Source organism: Lacihabitans sp. LS3-19, from assembly GCF_024343575.1.
Taxonomy (GTDB): domain Bacteria; phylum Bacteroidota; class Bacteroidia; order Cytophagales; family Spirosomataceae; genus Leadbetterella.
This window is the reverse complement of sequence record NZ_RJUA01000127.1, coordinates 362,459-377,343: the sequence shown is the minus strand read 5'-3', so window position 1 is coordinate 377,343 and position 14,885 is coordinate 362,459. Positions and strand designations below refer to the sequence as shown.

General features: G+C 34.8%; 16 protein-coding genes. All 16 read right to left on the bottom strand.

Annotated elements, in window-relative coordinates; all coding sequences use genetic code 11:
• Positions 1-184: 184 nt before the first annotated feature.
• The 16 genes from EGI22_RS22190 to nosZ all read right to left on the bottom strand — a co-directional run bounded on the left by EGI22_RS22190 (position 185) and on the right by nosZ (position 14,879).
• Positions 185-1,561 (bottom strand): hypothetical protein, encoded by a 1,377-nt coding sequence (locus tag EGI22_RS22190; RefSeq protein ID WP_255070753.1) that lies wholly within the window; start codon positions 1,559-1,561, stop codon positions 185-187.
• Between the two features lie 42 nt (positions 1,562-1,603).
• Positions 1,604-2,971 carry a Gfo/Idh/MocA family protein gene (locus tag EGI22_RS22185; RefSeq protein ID WP_255070751.1) on the bottom strand — a complete coding sequence of 456 codons (1,368 nt, stop codon included), beginning with the start codon at positions 2,969-2,971 and terminating at the stop codon, positions 1,604-1,606.
• Positions 2,972-3,107: 136 nt separating this feature from the next.
• Positions 3,108-3,482, bottom strand: a complete 375-nt coding sequence (locus EGI22_RS22180) for a DoxX family protein (protein ID WP_255070749.1) — start codon at positions 3,480-3,482, stop codon at positions 3,108-3,110.
• Between the two features lie 242 nt (positions 3,483-3,724).
• Positions 3,725-4,627 (bottom strand): hypothetical protein, encoded by a 903-nt coding sequence (locus EGI22_RS22175; RefSeq protein WP_255070748.1) that lies wholly within the window; start codon positions 4,625-4,627, stop codon positions 3,725-3,727.
• Positions 4,624-5,721 carry a PepSY domain-containing protein gene (locus EGI22_RS22170; protein WP_255070747.1) on the bottom strand — a complete coding sequence of 366 codons (1,098 nt, stop codon included), beginning with the start codon at positions 5,719-5,721 and terminating at the stop codon, positions 4,624-4,626. Before EGI22_RS22170 ends, EGI22_RS22175 begins: the two co-directional genes overlap by 4 nt.
• 3 nt (positions 5,722-5,724) lie before the next feature.
• A complete protein-coding gene (locus EGI22_RS22165) occupies positions 5,725-5,964 on the bottom strand; it encodes a YHS domain-containing protein (protein ID WP_255070746.1) in 240 nt (79 codons plus the stop codon).
• Positions 5,965-5,981: 17 nt separating this feature from the next.
• Positions 5,982-7,031, bottom strand: a complete 1,050-nt coding sequence (locus EGI22_RS22160) for a cytochrome-c peroxidase (protein WP_255070744.1) — start codon at positions 7,029-7,031, stop codon at positions 5,982-5,984.
• Positions 7,032-7,037: 6 nt separating this feature from the next.
• Positions 7,038-7,829 carry an MbnP family protein gene (locus EGI22_RS22155; protein WP_255070742.1) on the bottom strand — a complete coding sequence of 264 codons (792 nt, stop codon included), beginning with the start codon at positions 7,827-7,829 and terminating at the stop codon, positions 7,038-7,040.
• A 125-nt stretch (positions 7,830-7,954) separates the two neighbouring features.
• Positions 7,955-8,347 (bottom strand): hypothetical protein, encoded by a 393-nt coding sequence (locus EGI22_RS22150; protein WP_255070741.1) that lies wholly within the window; start codon positions 8,345-8,347, stop codon positions 7,955-7,957.
• Between the two features lie 121 nt (positions 8,348-8,468).
• Positions 8,469-9,008: a fasciclin domain-containing protein gene (locus EGI22_RS22145; RefSeq protein ID WP_255070740.1), complete on the bottom strand. Its 540-nt coding sequence runs from the start codon at positions 9,006-9,008 to the stop codon at positions 8,469-8,471.
• Between the two features lie 33 nt (positions 9,009-9,041).
• Positions 9,042-9,809 (bottom strand): ABC transporter permease, encoded by a 768-nt coding sequence (locus tag EGI22_RS22140; protein ID WP_255070739.1) that lies wholly within the window; start codon positions 9,807-9,809, stop codon positions 9,042-9,044.
• Positions 9,806-10,561, bottom strand: coding sequence for an ABC transporter ATP-binding protein (locus EGI22_RS22135; RefSeq protein ID WP_255070736.1), 756 nt, complete (start codon positions 10,559-10,561; stop codon positions 9,806-9,808). Before EGI22_RS22135 ends, EGI22_RS22140 begins: the two co-directional genes overlap by 4 nt.
• A 4-nt stretch (positions 10,562-10,565) precedes the next feature.
• Positions 10,566-11,840 carry a nitrous oxide reductase family maturation protein NosD gene (gene nosD / locus EGI22_RS22130; RefSeq protein ID WP_255070735.1) on the bottom strand — a complete coding sequence of 425 codons (1,275 nt, stop codon included), beginning with the start codon at positions 11,838-11,840 and terminating at the stop codon, positions 10,566-10,568.
• 10 nt (positions 11,841-11,850) lie between these two features.
• Positions 11,851-12,171, bottom strand: coding sequence for a hypothetical protein (locus EGI22_RS22125; protein WP_255070733.1), 321 nt, complete (start codon positions 12,169-12,171; stop codon positions 11,851-11,853).
• Positions 12,172-12,283: 112 nt separating this feature from the next.
• Complete coding sequence (locus EGI22_RS22120; RefSeq protein WP_255070732.1) at positions 12,284-12,856, bottom strand: hypothetical protein; 573 nt, start codon at positions 12,854-12,856, stop codon at positions 12,284-12,286.
• A gap of 64 nt (positions 12,857-12,920) precedes the next feature.
• On the bottom strand, positions 12,921-14,879 hold the full coding sequence (nosZ, locus tag EGI22_RS22115) for a Sec-dependent nitrous-oxide reductase (RefSeq protein ID WP_255070872.1): 1,959 nt from the start codon (positions 14,877-14,879) through the stop codon (positions 12,921-12,923).
• Between the last annotated feature and the right edge of the window lie 6 nt (positions 14,880-14,885).

The window sequence follows — 14,885 nt, the reverse complement described above, 5'->3', positions numbered from 1 at the left end:
TTTATTAATTTGAAATTTTAATAAAAAGAGAAATATTTAACAATATGTAAACTTCGATTCCAATTAAACATTTCATTTTAAAATAAAGCATCTAATGTTTATTAAGTAAAAAGTACAATGTAATAAATTTTAGGGTTAATGACTTCTATGTCAATCCATTTTCTGTCCTTATTTAAATTGTTTTCTAGTAATGAGGGCAATTTTGTATTTCAGCATTTAAAATACCTCCTAAAGGAAGGAAAAAACCAGGATTTAAAGTTATTGTTTTTTCAGCAAATAAGTTTGTTGTCGTATTTACAGAGTGGTTACTTTCAGCGGCTAAATTAATTGAACTTGAGACAAAATTGTGTTTAAAATGATTAGAAATACTAAAATTTAAAGGACAATTATTTTCTTTTTCAAATTTAATTAAACACATCCCATAGTTTGAAATGGGTTTTGGAAAACCATCTACTCCAAAATAATCTACATCAAAAATCCCTATATATGTCTTGTCTTTTGTTGGTATTATTTTTTTTAAATTTAATCCTGAATGCATTATTCGATTTAGTTTGTAACTATTATTGTTTGTATTGTATTTTTTAAATTTACCAGAATTACACAGGACTATATTTGAATCAAAGTCTTTAAATAGAGTATTTGGGAATAAAGTAGAGTGTAAATATCCATAATTTGAAGTTTCAATTATCTCATTTTCTATATCTCCATTATTTAATGATATTTCGAAATGATTTGTATTATTGGAATTATCCTCTAATGAAGCAAAAATATTTCCATTATTTAAAAAACTAATTCCGCAAGGTATGTCTATTCCATATCTGTCAATTTGCTTCGAAAAAGTTAAATTAAGTTGATTGTCCAACATAAGAATTAATAAGTCTGTTGCTGTGTTAGAATTTGGTGTGTTTGCATAAGTTGATATTAATACATCTCCATTCAGAGATATATCAATTTTGGAGGATCCTATAAATACATTGTTTGCATTTGTAATTTGAGGTAAGAATATTTGAGATATTAAATTACCATTATAGTCATATTTTTGCAAAAAGTGTTTAAATAGTGAAGGACTAAAGCCAGCATTGATTAAATAAATATAGCCGTTAAAAACCTTAACATTTGAAGATAAGTAGTTAAAGTAGCATAAACCATTGGAATTTAAATTTTTAGTAAATATCTCGTTCCCATTTTTATCAAATTTACTAATGGTTCCGGTAGAATTTGTAGTTATTAGAAAAAATGTTGAATCAATGTTTGATACTATTTGACCAAAATTGGCTTGATAAGTTTGAATACTTGGAAGGCAATTTTTCCAGAGAATCGAACCAGTACTATCAACTTTTACTAAAATATCTTTCGCACTATAATTAAATTCGCATAAATTTTGATACCAAGGGCTTTCATAAGTACTAATTGAAAATATAGCTCCATTATCCGGTGTTGAAGCCATGTCATATACACGATTTACGTTATTAAAGTACTTTACCCATTTTATTGGAGGATTTTGGGAAAATGAATTTAGGTAACAAAAAATTGCAAATGTTTGAATCAAAAAAGATTTCATTTAAATATTTTTAAGTTGGATTTTTTAATTAAGAAATTTTCTTCACACCTTCTTCATCCCCACAGGATCCCAATTGATGGTTTTTTTCTGGAAATAACTTTCGTTGCAAGCCAAAACCGGAGCTGCCGCTCGGAAACCAAAAACTGGGTCTTCGATAGTGCCTTGGCTACCTTTTCTAACGTTTTCGAAGAAATTTGCAAAATGGTTTTTATGTTCATCATCGCCAGGTGTAGCGGTGAATTTTATTTCTTTTACGGGTTCACCTACTTTATCGGCTTCGGAATATCGGGCATTGTATTCTTTCTCAAATTCCTTTTGTTGTGCTTCAGAAAATGTAAAATAACTGTCGTAATTGCCAAATCCTGGGGCTTTTGGTAATTTCTTTTTGCTTAAAGTCAAGCCATTTCCTGAAAAATCAATCTGACCTTCGGTTCCAATTATTCTTGTATTGTTGTTAATGGTGCCTGCATTGGCAAAATTCACCCTTAAAACCATTTGAAACTCATCGTGCGTCTGGTCTTTTGGATAATCCAAAATTGCTACCATAACGTCTGGCACATCTCTACCCTCTTTCCAATATCTAAGACCGCCAGAAGCATAAATGCGGTTGGGCCCTTTTGAGTCAACCACGTAATGGACACCAGTTATCAAATGCACAAAAAGGTCTCCAGCTACACCTGTGCCATAGTTTTTGTAATTTCTCCAACGGAAAAACCGATTTGCATCAAAAGGCATTTTGGCGGTGTCTTTCAAAAAAGTATCCCAATCAACCGTTGAAGGTGAGGCGTCGGTTGGTATGGAATAGTTCCATGCCCCGATAGCACTAAAACGGTCATTGTTAGATTCTATATAGTTTATAGCTCCAATATCGCCAGCAGCTATAATCTTTTTGGCTTCTTGAAACACACTTCCACTAATTCTTTGGCTGCCAACTTGCATGGTTTTACCGGATTTTTTCCAAGCGTTTATAACCGGCAAGCCTTCGTTTATGGCTTGCACCATTGGTTTTTCGCAATAAACGTTTTTGCCTGCATTTAGTGCCTCTATGGCTATTTTGTCATGCCAATGGTCAGGTGTTACCACCAACACTGCGTCTATATCTTTTCTTTGTAAAATTTCTCGATAATCTCTTGTAGTAAAAACCTCATTACCAAAAGTTTGTTTTACTCGCTCCAGCCGACCAGTGTAAAGGTCAGCGGCCGCTACAAACTCAATTCCTTCGTTTTTCAAAGCCGCTTTTGTGTCATAATTCCCTTGAATACCCATACCAATTGTGGCAATGCGTATTTTGTCGTTTGGGCTAATATTTAAACTTTTAATGATATTGAAGGGTTTGGCAATAGTGCTAATGCCAGAAAGTGCCGCTACACCGCCTATGTTTTTAATGAATTTTCTTCTTGAAGGTTTCATAATATTGGGTTGAATTGTTTTTTCAAATATAGTAAATTCTTGGTTTATGCTTTTTGAAAACAAAAAAAATACACCTCAAAAATTTGAGATGTATTATATTTATATAGGTTTAGGGGTAAAAATACAGGGTAAATAATTATTCAATAGGTTGAGTGCCGGCATATATTAGTGCTCCGCCAGCAATTGCTAAATCTTTCAAAAGGCTCATCATCGACATTTGTCCTCCATCTCCACCAGCCATTGCTCCTGGTAAGTGAATAGCAAATACGAAAATCAAAAGTAGAATTGCCAACAAAGTAGAGGCTAATCTGGCTTTTTTCTGCATGATAATGCTCACAGCCGCAGCAATCAAAGCAACGCCAGTAATGTACACCCAAATAACTCCGCCGGGTACTGGTACCATTGGAGCCATATTGTCAGCTGCCATAAAATGTAAAATTCCGAAAATTGCCATCGGGACAGCTAAAAGAAAACGCCCGAGTTTGGTCAATGGACCGATGATTTGTTCCATAGTTTTATAATGTTTAGGTTAGGGTTAAACAGAAAACTGCGAAAATTAATATTTTTTATTGATAAATAACAAAAAAATGATTTTCTTTTTTTGAAATTTAATTTTAAAAAAATAGAATTAGTGAAATTTTCTCTTGTAAAAAATGAATTTTGTTTGGTAAAAGTAGGCTTTGACGTTATTTGAAAAATAAAGTTATCGTAGAATAAGGATGCTTTGTTATAGAAAAGCAAAAAACTATATTTTCAAAACAATAATGTCACATGCCCCATAAAGCTATTTGTAAGTTTTAGCTCGCCACCAGAGAGGTTTTGCTTCATTGGTTTTTGAAACGAAAATCCTGCTGTAATTTTTTTGTAATAAATCTCACTTCCTACCATTAGATTTACCATGTAACCACCTGTTAAATTGTTCTTTATGCCTTTTTCTGAATCGTATTTTGCATATTCTGACAATACTCCGGCATTGGGTAAAAACGTAAAATCTTTGGCGGCAATTTGGTTAAAAACGTTCAATATTAGCCTTGATTTATTGGCATATTTATATTGGTTTTTGTTGGTGGTGTTGATTTTATAAGTGAGGTCCGTATTGAAACCCCAATTGTTTTTTCGAATGGTATAAATACTATTTATTATAAAATCTAAACTACCAGTTCCTGCCTGAAAATTTGGGTTATCTACAGTTGATTTATCTGATGTGTAGTCAAACTTTCCAGTAGGCAATTTTATACCGCCTCCAATTAACCAAATTTGGTCTAATTTGTGAGCAGTAGAATCAAAAAAAGTATTTTTGATATTATAATGCATAATTGCAGAAACATCTCCCATTCCATTTATTTTAGTCTGTTTATTGGTTGAGACTACCGTTTGGGTGCCGTATTGGAAAGGTGCTAAAATCATCAATTGCGTTTTTGGAAATGGATACAAGCGAAGCCATGGCTCTATGGACTGAAAGTTTTCTTCGGTTTTTAGCAAAGGCAAACTTGCATGTGATTCGAAGGTTTTGTTTTGAAATCTAATCCCTCCAAATTTATAATGAGATTGTGGCAAAATACCAAAAAAAGAGGATCCATTCCCACAACCACAAATGTCGCATGCGGAGGCGTTTATGGAATTCAATAGAATTAGTATGAAAAAAAGATTTTTCATTTTCTTTTTGATTTTCGTCTCCACCAAAGTAAAAAGCCAGTAATTGCCAAAAAACCAGGTGTAAGACCGATGATGATATAAAATATTTTTAAAAAATGTCCACCGAAATTGCCTACGTGTAGTGGGAAAACAAAAGCTTCGAGTTTTTCGGAGAATCTCAATGTTTCAAAAGTACTAATGCTTACCAATTTCCCAGTTTGTGCATCAAATCTTATAGCATTTCCTCCTGCAAACATTTCATTCTGACCTTTTAGTTTGCCTCTTAGATTAAACTTTTTGTTTTCTTGGGTTGGGAAATATATATATTGAGGTTCAAAATTTGGGTTTATTTGGTATGTTTCTTTCAGCATTTTATCAAAAGATGCTTTTGCCAATGTGTTGGTAGTCGTAGGAATAGTTTCTCTTTCCCAAGATTCTTTTTCGAAAGCGAAAAGGTTCATCCAAAAACCAGTAAAGAAAATGATAGCATTGAAAACTAATGACCATACACCAATAATTCTGTGCCATTCTGAAGACATGATTCTCCAGTTTTTACCTTTGAGCTTGATTTTGAAAGAAAGTACTTTTACGATGTATTTTCGGTAAACCAAGAATCCCGTAATGATAGAAATTAACATCGTAAGTCCAAAAATGGCCGTAAGAGCCGCCCCAGGTATGCCAAGATGTAATGAAAAGTGTAATTGATAAATCCATTCAATCCAACCGACTTCAAGGTCATCTCCTCTGCCATGGCTCAGAATTTCGCCCGTAAACTGATTGATAGTCAATGCTCCTAAATCATAAGAAATCAAACGGGCATCGTTGAGGTATAGTCTGAAATGATAGGGTAGTTTTTTGACCGCATCGGGATTTACCCAGGCCAATCCATCAATTGCGGGGTATTTTTGAGTAATTATATGATAAAGGCTATCTAGTGGAAGCGGCTTAGAGCCTGCCTCTACCTCAATTGGTTTTTGGTAAAAATACTCCTCCAAGGCATCTTTATAAACCAATAATGAGCCACTAAGGCCATATATCAGCAAAAAGAATCCTGTTATCAAGCCTGTCCATTTATGTAGGCTGTAGGTTAATCTGAGGAGTTTATTTTTTCTCAAAATCTATTTTATGAATTTTTCTGGTTGTTTGTCAAATTGGTCCTTGCACATTTTATTACAAAAACCATATTGTTTTTCTTTGTGGGTGGAAACTAATTTAGTGCCTTTTTTTACTGGCATTTTGCAAACTGGATCTGTGCCATTTTTGGCCAAAGTTTCAGTTTTTTTTTTTGTTGGTTCTTGTTGTAAAGCTATTGCTTGAATACTTATCAAAATGCTGATTGCTAAAATTATTTTTTTCATTTTTTTTTAAAATTAAATCAAGGAGCCGCAAACCGCTTATCTTTTAGAAAACCCTCATCGGTAAGGGTTTTTAAGAAAGCAATGATTTGAGACTTTTCCTTGGCAGTAAGTGCCACACCTATTTTTGTGGTTTTCTTGAATATTGGGTCGAGATTTTCTAAATCCGCCATTCCGTCAGAATAATGGTCAAGAACTTCATCAAGGCCATTGAAACGGCCATCGTGCATGTAAGGGAAAGTGTATTCGATATTTCTTAGACTTGGAACCTTAAATTTGTTTTTGTCCACATCCAATTCTGTTATCCTGAACCTACCGTAGTCAATAAAATTTCTGTAAAAGTCAGTAGGCAAGCCATTTGACTTAAAGCTATGGTCGGTAAACAATGGCTCAGGATGACAAGTAACACATCCTTTCTCTTTGAAAAGTCTTAAACCTTCTGTTTCTTCTGAAGTAAATGGCTCCTTGCCGGCAATGTATTTATCGTATCTTGAATTGGCTGAAATCAAAGTCAGCATAAACTGAGACAAGGATTTTAGAAATCTTTCTGTAGTAATATCTTCTGTGCCAAATGCCTTTTTGAATAAACCCGGATAATCTTTGTCATTTCTAAGTTTGTCTAAAACATTGCCAATTTTCTCATCCATTTCTACATGATTTTCGATAGGAGCTAATGAAAATAAGTCCAAGTCAAAAACTCCTCCATCCCAGAAAAATGTATTTTGCCAAGCAAGATTTACCAATGTAGGGGCATTTCTGATTCCGACCAGACCGTCAAGTCCGTGGCTTATGGCGTGGCCATGATGCGTAAATGCATACACTTGGTTGTGGCATTCTGCACAGGAGATTGTTCCATCCCGCGAAAGTTTTCCATCAAAGAAAATTTTCTTACCAAGTACAAACCCATCCTCCGTTATCGGATTAGAGGCCATATTGTAAGTAGGAGTTGGAAAAGTACTTGGTATTTCAAACAATGGCTTTTCTACAGCTTCTGGTTCGGTTTCAATTTTTTCCGAACACGACCACAGTCCTAATGTCAAACCAAGTACAATTCCGATTCTCTTTTTCATGCTAAATTACATTGCGTCGTTGTGGATGTGTTCCACATCAAACATGTTTTTGTAATTATCAGCCACAGGAATACCCAAAGTGGGGTTCATTATTTCGTTTTTGTCGGCAATTTTCACGTTTGAACCAAATACTTTAAGAACATCAATTCCAAGATGAATCTCAGGAGCAATGTTTTTTCTTACTTGAGCAGCATCAGTTCCAAACGGCAAAGTGATTGTTCTAAGGTTATTCGCTGTTTTTGCAGACATGCCACCAAATCCTCCAATATGTAGTTTGTATCCATTTCCGGCTCCTGTAGATTTTGTGGATGTACCTTCCATTTTGAAGAAAATATAGCCTGAGTTCCAAGACCAATACATATTGTCAGTACCATACGATGCAGGATCCAAAACACCAGTTCTTTGTGATACATCCGATACAGATTTAGCACTGTCCACACCAACCATAAAAGATATAGAAGAATAATCTCCAGCAGGTACGTCTTTAAGCGTGATGGTTTTGCTGTTTTCATCTGTTTCTTTTACTAAAAAATATTGATCAGCAAATTTCAACTCAGTTCCGTCTCTTTTTTTGATAGAAATATTGCTGATGAAATAGTTCAAGGTAGTTATGGTAAAGTCTTCGCCTGCACCGCTTGTATAGGTTTTAGTACCTAAAGTAATAGGTTCGGTACCTACCATGTTTTCGAAATACATGCTCAAGTCGTTTTTGTCATTTGGACCGATGCTGTCTGATTTTTCACATGCTGCAAAGAATATAGAAATACCCATTACTAGGGCGATAGATAATTTTTTCATTTTTTTAAAAGATATTAATATTAATTACGATTTTCCTGGAAATACGCATTCCAAGGCCAAAACCAAATAAAATGACGAATCACCATAAAATTGATTTCGGAAGAAAATAATAAAAGGAGAAGTATTTATACCTGCGGAGGATGAAAAAACGAAAAAGCTTGAATCAAAGAGAATGATTCTTTATATTGAAAATTAGAATTTTCTTTTTCTGTAAAAGCTTTTTTAGCAAAATAATTGGCAAAAAGATTGGTTTTGATTTCACTTTCAAACGAAAGTAGTTTTGAAATGAAATTTCCAGTTGCTTGTTTTTGGTCTTCTTGTTCTGCCTTTTTTAGCTGTTTTGCAAGATAACATTTACCATCACAATGAAGCTCTGGTCGGTTTTTGTTAACGCAATAGTTCTTGATTATAAAGTCTTTACGGAGTTCGTAGTTCGCAAAAATAATCGGAGCCATAAACATCTTAAATGCTATGGTGACAAAAAGTATCGCTCCTGTTATTTTTTTAACTAATTCCATCTTCAGTGCAAATGTAATTTGAGAATTTAAAAATTGTATTGATAAATATCATAAAATTGTATTTTTTTAAAAATTTTGAAAAGCCAAAGAAATTATTAATATCCCTTTGGCTTTTTGATTTTTATTTAGGCAACAAAACTGTATCTATAACATGAACCCAACCATTGGATGCTTTTACAGAACCAAGTATTTTATTTCCATCAATATAGGTTCCATCATCTTTCACTGTAAAAGTCACATTTGTTCCGTCAACCATTCCCATTGTTTGTCCATCTTGGAAGAAGTCTGCTGCTAATGCCGAGGTCATCACATGATGTTGAAGAATAGTTTCCAATTTGCTTTTATTTTCGGTTTTTAATAGATCTTCAACTGTTCCTTTTGGTAGTTTGTCAAAAGCTGCATTGGTTGGTGCAAAGACCGTAAAGGGGCCAGCATTGGATAAAGATGTAACAAGATCTGCGGCTTTTACCGCCGCTACCAATGTAGTATGGTCAGCCGAACCAACCGCCACTTTCACCACATCTTTCTGTGAGACATCGTCTACCACTGCTTCTTGACCCGCACTTACTGCAACGGCATCAGTGGTTTCGGTAGTTTCTTGAGATGATTGACAAGCACATAAGACGCTTGCGAATAAGAGAGAAATCACTATTTCCTTCATTTTTGTATTTGGTTTAAATTTAAAATTATTTTTTTATAAATCTTTTTTGTTAAATATTCGAAAAGATGCAATTAAAGGCACTAAAAACCAGGAAATTAGAGCTAAAAAAGATATTAAAAGTCCATTGGTAGATCCAAAAAAATCTTGAAAAACCGCTCCGGTTATTCCCATGAGTGCAGAGACGTCAAGTTTAATTAATACCAATATTCTGGCAAGGTCGCTTGGATTTAGTAGCGAAAAAAGCACGGTTATTTTTTCCATTGGATAGTCGCTTAGATTGAGAAAAAGTGCTAAAACAAGGCTATCATATACCAATGAAAAGTAAAACCATATTACCAATGATAATCCTATACCTTTTGCTTTGTCTCGGGTAAATACTGCCGCCAAAAAAGCCAAGGATACATAGACCAATGTTAACAATATTCCTGTTAAAATGACCCTTATTCCAGATGAGTCTCCGTTGTAAATTATTACTGGTAAGCCAACTCCAACCAAAAATGCCAAAATAAGCGTAATGCTGACGCCTAGGTATTGACTAAAGAAAATGGTTTTTCTAGACAGTGGTTGTGCTGAGAGCAATTCAAGATATTCATAAGAATTGTAAAAGTGAGTGGTGGAGAAAACAATACTTACCAACGGAATCACTATCAAGTTGATGTTTAAAATACTGATTATTCCTTTTCCAGGGTCAACTTCAAAACCAAAAAAAGCTCCACTCAAAATCAATAACAATATCGTATATCCTAAAAGAAATTTATTTCTTAGAATATCATATAATACGTATTTAAGCACTTTTCTCATTGTTTTACCTTACTTAAAATTGTTTCTAATGTGTTATAAGCTTTTTTTTTCATTAAGAAGGCTATGATTTTACCTAATTTTTCGCCACCGTATTGATCTTTTAAATCATCTATTTTTTTGAAGAAATGAACCCTGGTTTCTTGCATATAAAGCATATAATCGGTGAGTTCCTCTAGGTCTGACACTATATGAGAGGTAATAATAACAAGTTTACCTTTTGCTCTTTCTTTTTGTATTTTATCCTTTAATATCTCTGCCGCTATCGGATCTAATCCTGCTGTAGGCTCGTCTAGAATTAGGACTTTAGGGTTAAATCTAAAAGCCAAGGCCGCACCTACTTTTTGACTAGTTCCGCCACTGAGAGTTCCCATTGGTTTGTTTTTTATTTTATCTAGTTCAAATGCCTCATACAAATCCTCATCAATGTCTCCATTCCAGCCTTCGGATTTTCTAATTTCGGTCATCATTTCTATCAATTGCCTTATTTTTAAATTGGGTGGATAGCGGCTGATTTGTGGCATATAGCCAATGTTGCCTCTGTATGCATGAGTTTGAAATATATTTTTATCTTCGAAAAAAAGCTTGCCTTTATCTGGTAAAACCATCCCAAGTAAGATTTTAATAAGGGTCGTTTTACCAGAACCATTTGGGCCTACTATCGCAATCGATTGCCCGATGTCAAACCTTATGCTTATATCATTTAGAACTTCAAGTTTCCCGAATTTTTTGTAAATATTTTCAAATCTTATCATGGTTTTATGCTCTTTCAAAATTTAGAAAAGGGTTCATTTTTGGATTGATGTCCTTGAGGTTTTCTGGTGTGAAGCTTGGCAGCACTTTTTCTATTTTATCTAAAAGTGTTGCTGTAAAACTTCTCAAAAGCATCATTGTTTGGGGCATTCGCTCTATTAAAGTAGAAAATAAACTAATCGGTCTGTAAGCATAATCTCCGATGCCGTCTTTGTTTAGGTCATAGCCGTCGTATTTATCCCAATAGTTATTGTTTAGTGTATTAGACACTACAGTGCCGTTTGTTGCCATGTCGAAAGTATTGTTTTTGAAGTTGTTTTCTGTTAGTTCGTTTGACTCACAATTGGCTTGCATCCTTATTGCAACTCCGTTTTTTGTGAAATCATTTTGCTTAATTACAAACCTATTACAGCCTTCCATTAATATTCCCATAGTATTGTTTTCAAACACATTGTTTTCCATTTCGCTATCTGTAATGTCTTTTAATAATATACCATAAGAGGAACTTCCCCAGTTGTTTTTAAAAACATTATGTTTCATCGTCACCATTTTTGTATACATTACTGCCACTCCAGCACCGTTGTTGTCAAAAGTATTGTATGAATAATTGTTTTTGTGCGAAAACATAAAATGCAAGCCATAGCGTATATTGTGAAAGCTCAAGTTGTTGGTAACTTCAGAGTTTGTTACAAATTCAAAGTAAAACCCATCTCTGTGGCCTTCTACGGTATTGTTTTCTACTCGTATTTTGTCGCATTTCCAGGCATGAAAACCATTGCCGGTATTTTGTTCGTTTTGTGGAGATCCTTTTATTTGGTTGTTTTTGATTAGGCAATTTTGTGAAGCAGATAAATATATCCCGAAAAAACTATCGAATATTTGATTTTCAATTATTTGGACATTTGAAGCTTCAATAACTTTTATAGCGGCCCAATCAATAGAACTGGTTACACCAACATGCTCAAATCTTAAATCTTTTATGATTACGTTTGAAGCTTTTATTGCCAATATCTCTCCTTTATTTTTACCGTCAAAAATCGGGAGTCCGATGCCCAGCAATTGTATTGATTTGTTTATAGTAAGATTGTTAATCTCATACCTTCCTTTCGAAACCATTATTATATCGCCATCTGAACATTCTTGAATAGCTTTTAAAAGCTCACTTTTGTTTTTTACATTAATTTTTTTTGCAAAAATATTAGAAACAACCAAGCATATAAGTAATAAAACTTTCAGCAATACTGATTTAAAATACAAATGATATGTTTTTTGAAAATGCATTTTTTTGAAATTAAAATAGATCAAATATTTCCTCCCATGTTAAGACCTTTTTCAAATCAACCTCGTAGTCAGAAATATCTATTTGGATGGGTGAGTTTTTAAAGGCAGCGATGTCTCCTCTCATAGGGCTTTTGAAATTTTCAGATTGTAGGTATAGTCCTTCTTTAGCATCTATAAACTCTTCCTTTTGAAACTGGTTTACTACTATGAATTCATAATCTGATTGACTTGTGCCTTCAATTTTCATGTATTTTATGAGGCAGGAAATATCATCAAATTTGAAATTTTTACCTTTAGAATTTACCAACTCACATGCAAAGCCAGGTTTCATGATTGTCATTTTGCAAAATTGACAAGGATCGCTTGTGTATTTTATAGGCTGAGGTTCTATGTTGCAAGAGCTTGCAAACCATATAAAAACAATAAAAAGAAGGTATCTCATATCATTTGTTGGTTTTTGTTTCAAAAAATAAAACCCCAATTAATATGGCTCCCAAGACCACAAACATCCATCCTCCTATATCTGGTACTGAATATGCACCAAAATTGAGCAACTCTTTGTAGCCAATTAGCGGGGGTTGGTAGGTCATTCCCGGCACTTTTATGGCAGCTTCGTCTGAAAGATTATGGCCGTATTCGTATCCCCATTTCCAGTAGTCGTATAATGCAGCACATCCAGCCAAAACTAAAACTAACAGATATCCAATCAGAATTTTTCTGTTTTTTAGGAAAGCCGTGATTAAGCCAAGTATTATTATTCCAGCTACAAAATAGGGCAAAATTTTAAACTCAGGAAACATCTCTTCTTTGATATGAGCCATTCCAATATAATGATTCAAACCGTTTATTATTTCTACTTGCCCGGTCAGTTTATACAGCCAAATTTGCATCGAAAGGCCTTCAGGGTATTGAGGAGCCCAGAGGTCTATCTTCCAAATCGGCAAAAAAAACGTAGCGATAAGTAATAACGAACCGGCTGCAATTAGTATTCTGGAAACATTTTTTAAAGGTTTCATCAATTTTTAATTTTCGAAATGAATAAAATAGAGGCGAATTGAATTCGCCTCTGTTTATTTGAATTTATTTTTGAGATTTATCATCAGCTTCTTTCATGGCTGTTTTTCCGGTGTGCCATGTCAAAGGCACGTTGCTGTTTGGTGCAGATACTCTTATATAACCCTGCATTTCTTGGTGCAAAGCAGAGCAGAAGTCCGTGCAATAAAACGGAGTAATTCCTATTCTATCTGCCTTCCATTTTAGTGTTTGAGTTTCGCCGGGCATTACCAATATTTCGGCGTTATTTGCTCCCCTTACTGCAAATCCATGCGGTACATCCCAGTCTTGCTCGAGGTTAGTAACATGGAAATAAACGTCATCTCCTAGTTTTACACCTTCAATATTATCAGGGGCAAAATGCGACCTAGAAGATGTCATATACACATGGACATCCTTTCCGTTGCGAGTTACCTTTGTTTCTTTTTCTCCTTTTGCTACATAAGGGTGTTTGTTCTCTTCTATTTTGTATAGTTTTATGGTTTTGTCTTTTATCATGCTTGCCGGAATGGCCTCAGCATAATGGGGCTCACCAATTGTTGGAAAGTCTAAGAGTAGTTTCATTTTTTCACCTGTTATATCGTAGAGTTGGGCAGATTGCGTCAACTCTGGGCCTGTAGGCAAGTATCTGTCTTTTGTGATTTTATTATAGGCTATTACGTATTTTCCCCAGGGTTTGGTAGTTGGGCCTCCAGGAATGCTCAAGTGACCTACTGAATAATAAGTTGGAACTCTGTCTAATACGGTTAGTTTTTCTATGTTCCATTTTACAATTTCTGAAGATACAAACATCGAAGTATATGCGTTGCCTTTTCCATCAAACTCAGTATGAAGTGGTCCTAATCCAGGTTTTTGCACCTCTCCATGAAGCACGGCATTGTAATCCATCACAGGAATTCCCTCGAAGCTTCCGTCAAACTTTTTGTCAGCAATTGCTTTTTGAAGTTTTGCAAATGAAAAAACCGGTATCACTGCAGCTAATTTACCCGAACCAATTATGTATTGACCTGTTGGGTCTACATCGCATCCATGTGGTGATTTTGGACAAGGAATAAAATACAACATGTCAGGACAATCTTTTGGGTCCAAGGTCATTACGTCAGTCATTATAGTTGAAGTTGCTGAGTGTGTAACATCACTATATACATTATGAGCATATTTAGCAGGAACTTTCTTCCCTTTGCCTTTTGCAAGATATTCTTCTGCTTTTTTCCAGTTTACAGCTAAAATAAAATCCTTATCTTTTTGTGATGCATTTACTTCTAAAAGCGTATTGGCTTGTTCGGTATTGTAAGACGAGAAAAATATCCAATCTTTAGATGGGCCTTTACCGCCACGTGCCAAATCATAACTTATGGCTGGGGTGGTCAGTTGAAACTTAAGAGCTAAGTTCCCAGTAGTTTTGTCTATACTTACAAAACTTATGTACCCTTTAAAGTTTTGTTTAAAGGTATTTATAGGCACGTCTCCGAAATTATCAGGCGGTACGGAAAAACGAGTGCCTGCCACAGCATATTCAGAGTTGAAAGTAACAAATGGTGAGGAGTGGTTGCCTCCAGAGTTAGGCAGTTCGATAATTTCTTCTGTTCTGAATGACTTTAAACTAATACGGGCTATCCTAGGAGTATTGTTACCATTAATAAACGCCCATCTGCCATCATGTTCACCATTTGTAACCGATAAAGTTGTGTGGTGAGCGTCATCCCAAGGCACAAATCCATGAGAGGTATTCAGCATAGGCTTTGTTTCTTCACTGTATCCCCAACCGCTTTCGGCATGTTGTGTAAACACAGGAATAATTCTTAAAACTCGACCAGAGGGTAAACCTACAACAGACATTTGTCCATTAAATCCACCAGATACAAAATCATAAAATTCATCATGTGTACCGGGGGCAACATATACTTTTTGAGCAGCATCACCTGCCAGTGTGCTTCCACCACCAGAGCCTTGTCCAGCGGGTTTGCAACTATTCAGAAGGAACATTGAAGT

Coding starts and splice junctions, on each gene's coding strand:
- EGI22_RS22190 (WP_255070753.1), bottom strand. CDS start 1,561: ATGAAATCTTTTTTGATTCAAACATTTGCAATTTTTTGTTACCTAAAT.
- EGI22_RS22185 (WP_255070751.1), bottom strand. CDS start 2,971: ATGAAACCTTCAAGAAGAAAATTCATTAAAAACATAGGCGGTGTAGCG.
- EGI22_RS22180 (WP_255070749.1), bottom strand. CDS start 3,482: ATGGAACAAATCATCGGTCCATTGACCAAACTCGGGCGTTTTCTTTTA.
- EGI22_RS22175 (WP_255070748.1), bottom strand. CDS start 4,627: ATGAAAAATCTTTTTTTCATACTAATTCTATTGAATTCCATAAACGCC.
- EGI22_RS22165 (WP_255070746.1), bottom strand. CDS start 5,964: ATGAAAAAAATAATTTTAGCAATCAGCATTTTGATAAGTATTCAAGCA.
- EGI22_RS22160 (WP_255070744.1), bottom strand. CDS start 7,031: ATGAAAAAGAGAATCGGAATTGTACTTGGTTTGACATTAGGACTGTGG.
- EGI22_RS22155 (WP_255070742.1), bottom strand. CDS start 7,829: ATGAAAAAATTATCTATCGCCCTAGTAATGGGTATTTCTATATTCTTT.
- EGI22_RS22150 (WP_255070741.1), bottom strand. CDS start 8,347: ATGGAATTAGTTAAAAAAATAACAGGAGCGATACTTTTTGTCACCATA.
- EGI22_RS22145 (WP_255070740.1), bottom strand. CDS start 9,008: ATGAAGGAAATAGTGATTTCTCTCTTATTCGCAAGCGTCTTATGTGCT.
- EGI22_RS22140 (WP_255070739.1), bottom strand. CDS start 9,809: ATGAGAAAAGTGCTTAAATACGTATTATATGATATTCTAAGAAATAAA.
- EGI22_RS22135 (WP_255070736.1), bottom strand. CDS start 10,561: ATGATAAGATTTGAAAATATTTACAAAAAATTCGGGAAACTTGAAGTT.
- nosD (WP_255070735.1), bottom strand. CDS start 11,840: ATGCATTTTCAAAAAACATATCATTTGTATTTTAAATCAGTATTGCTG.
- EGI22_RS22125 (WP_255070733.1), bottom strand. CDS start 12,171: ATGAAACCTGGCTTTGCATGTGAGTTGGTAAATTCTAAAGGTAAAAAT.
- EGI22_RS22120 (WP_255070732.1), bottom strand. CDS start 12,856: ATGAAACCTTTAAAAAATGTTTCCAGAATACTAATTGCAGCCGGTTCG.
- nosZ (WP_255070872.1), bottom strand. CDS start 14,879: ATGTTCCTTCTGAATAGTTGCAAACCCGCTGGACAAGGCTCTGGTGGT.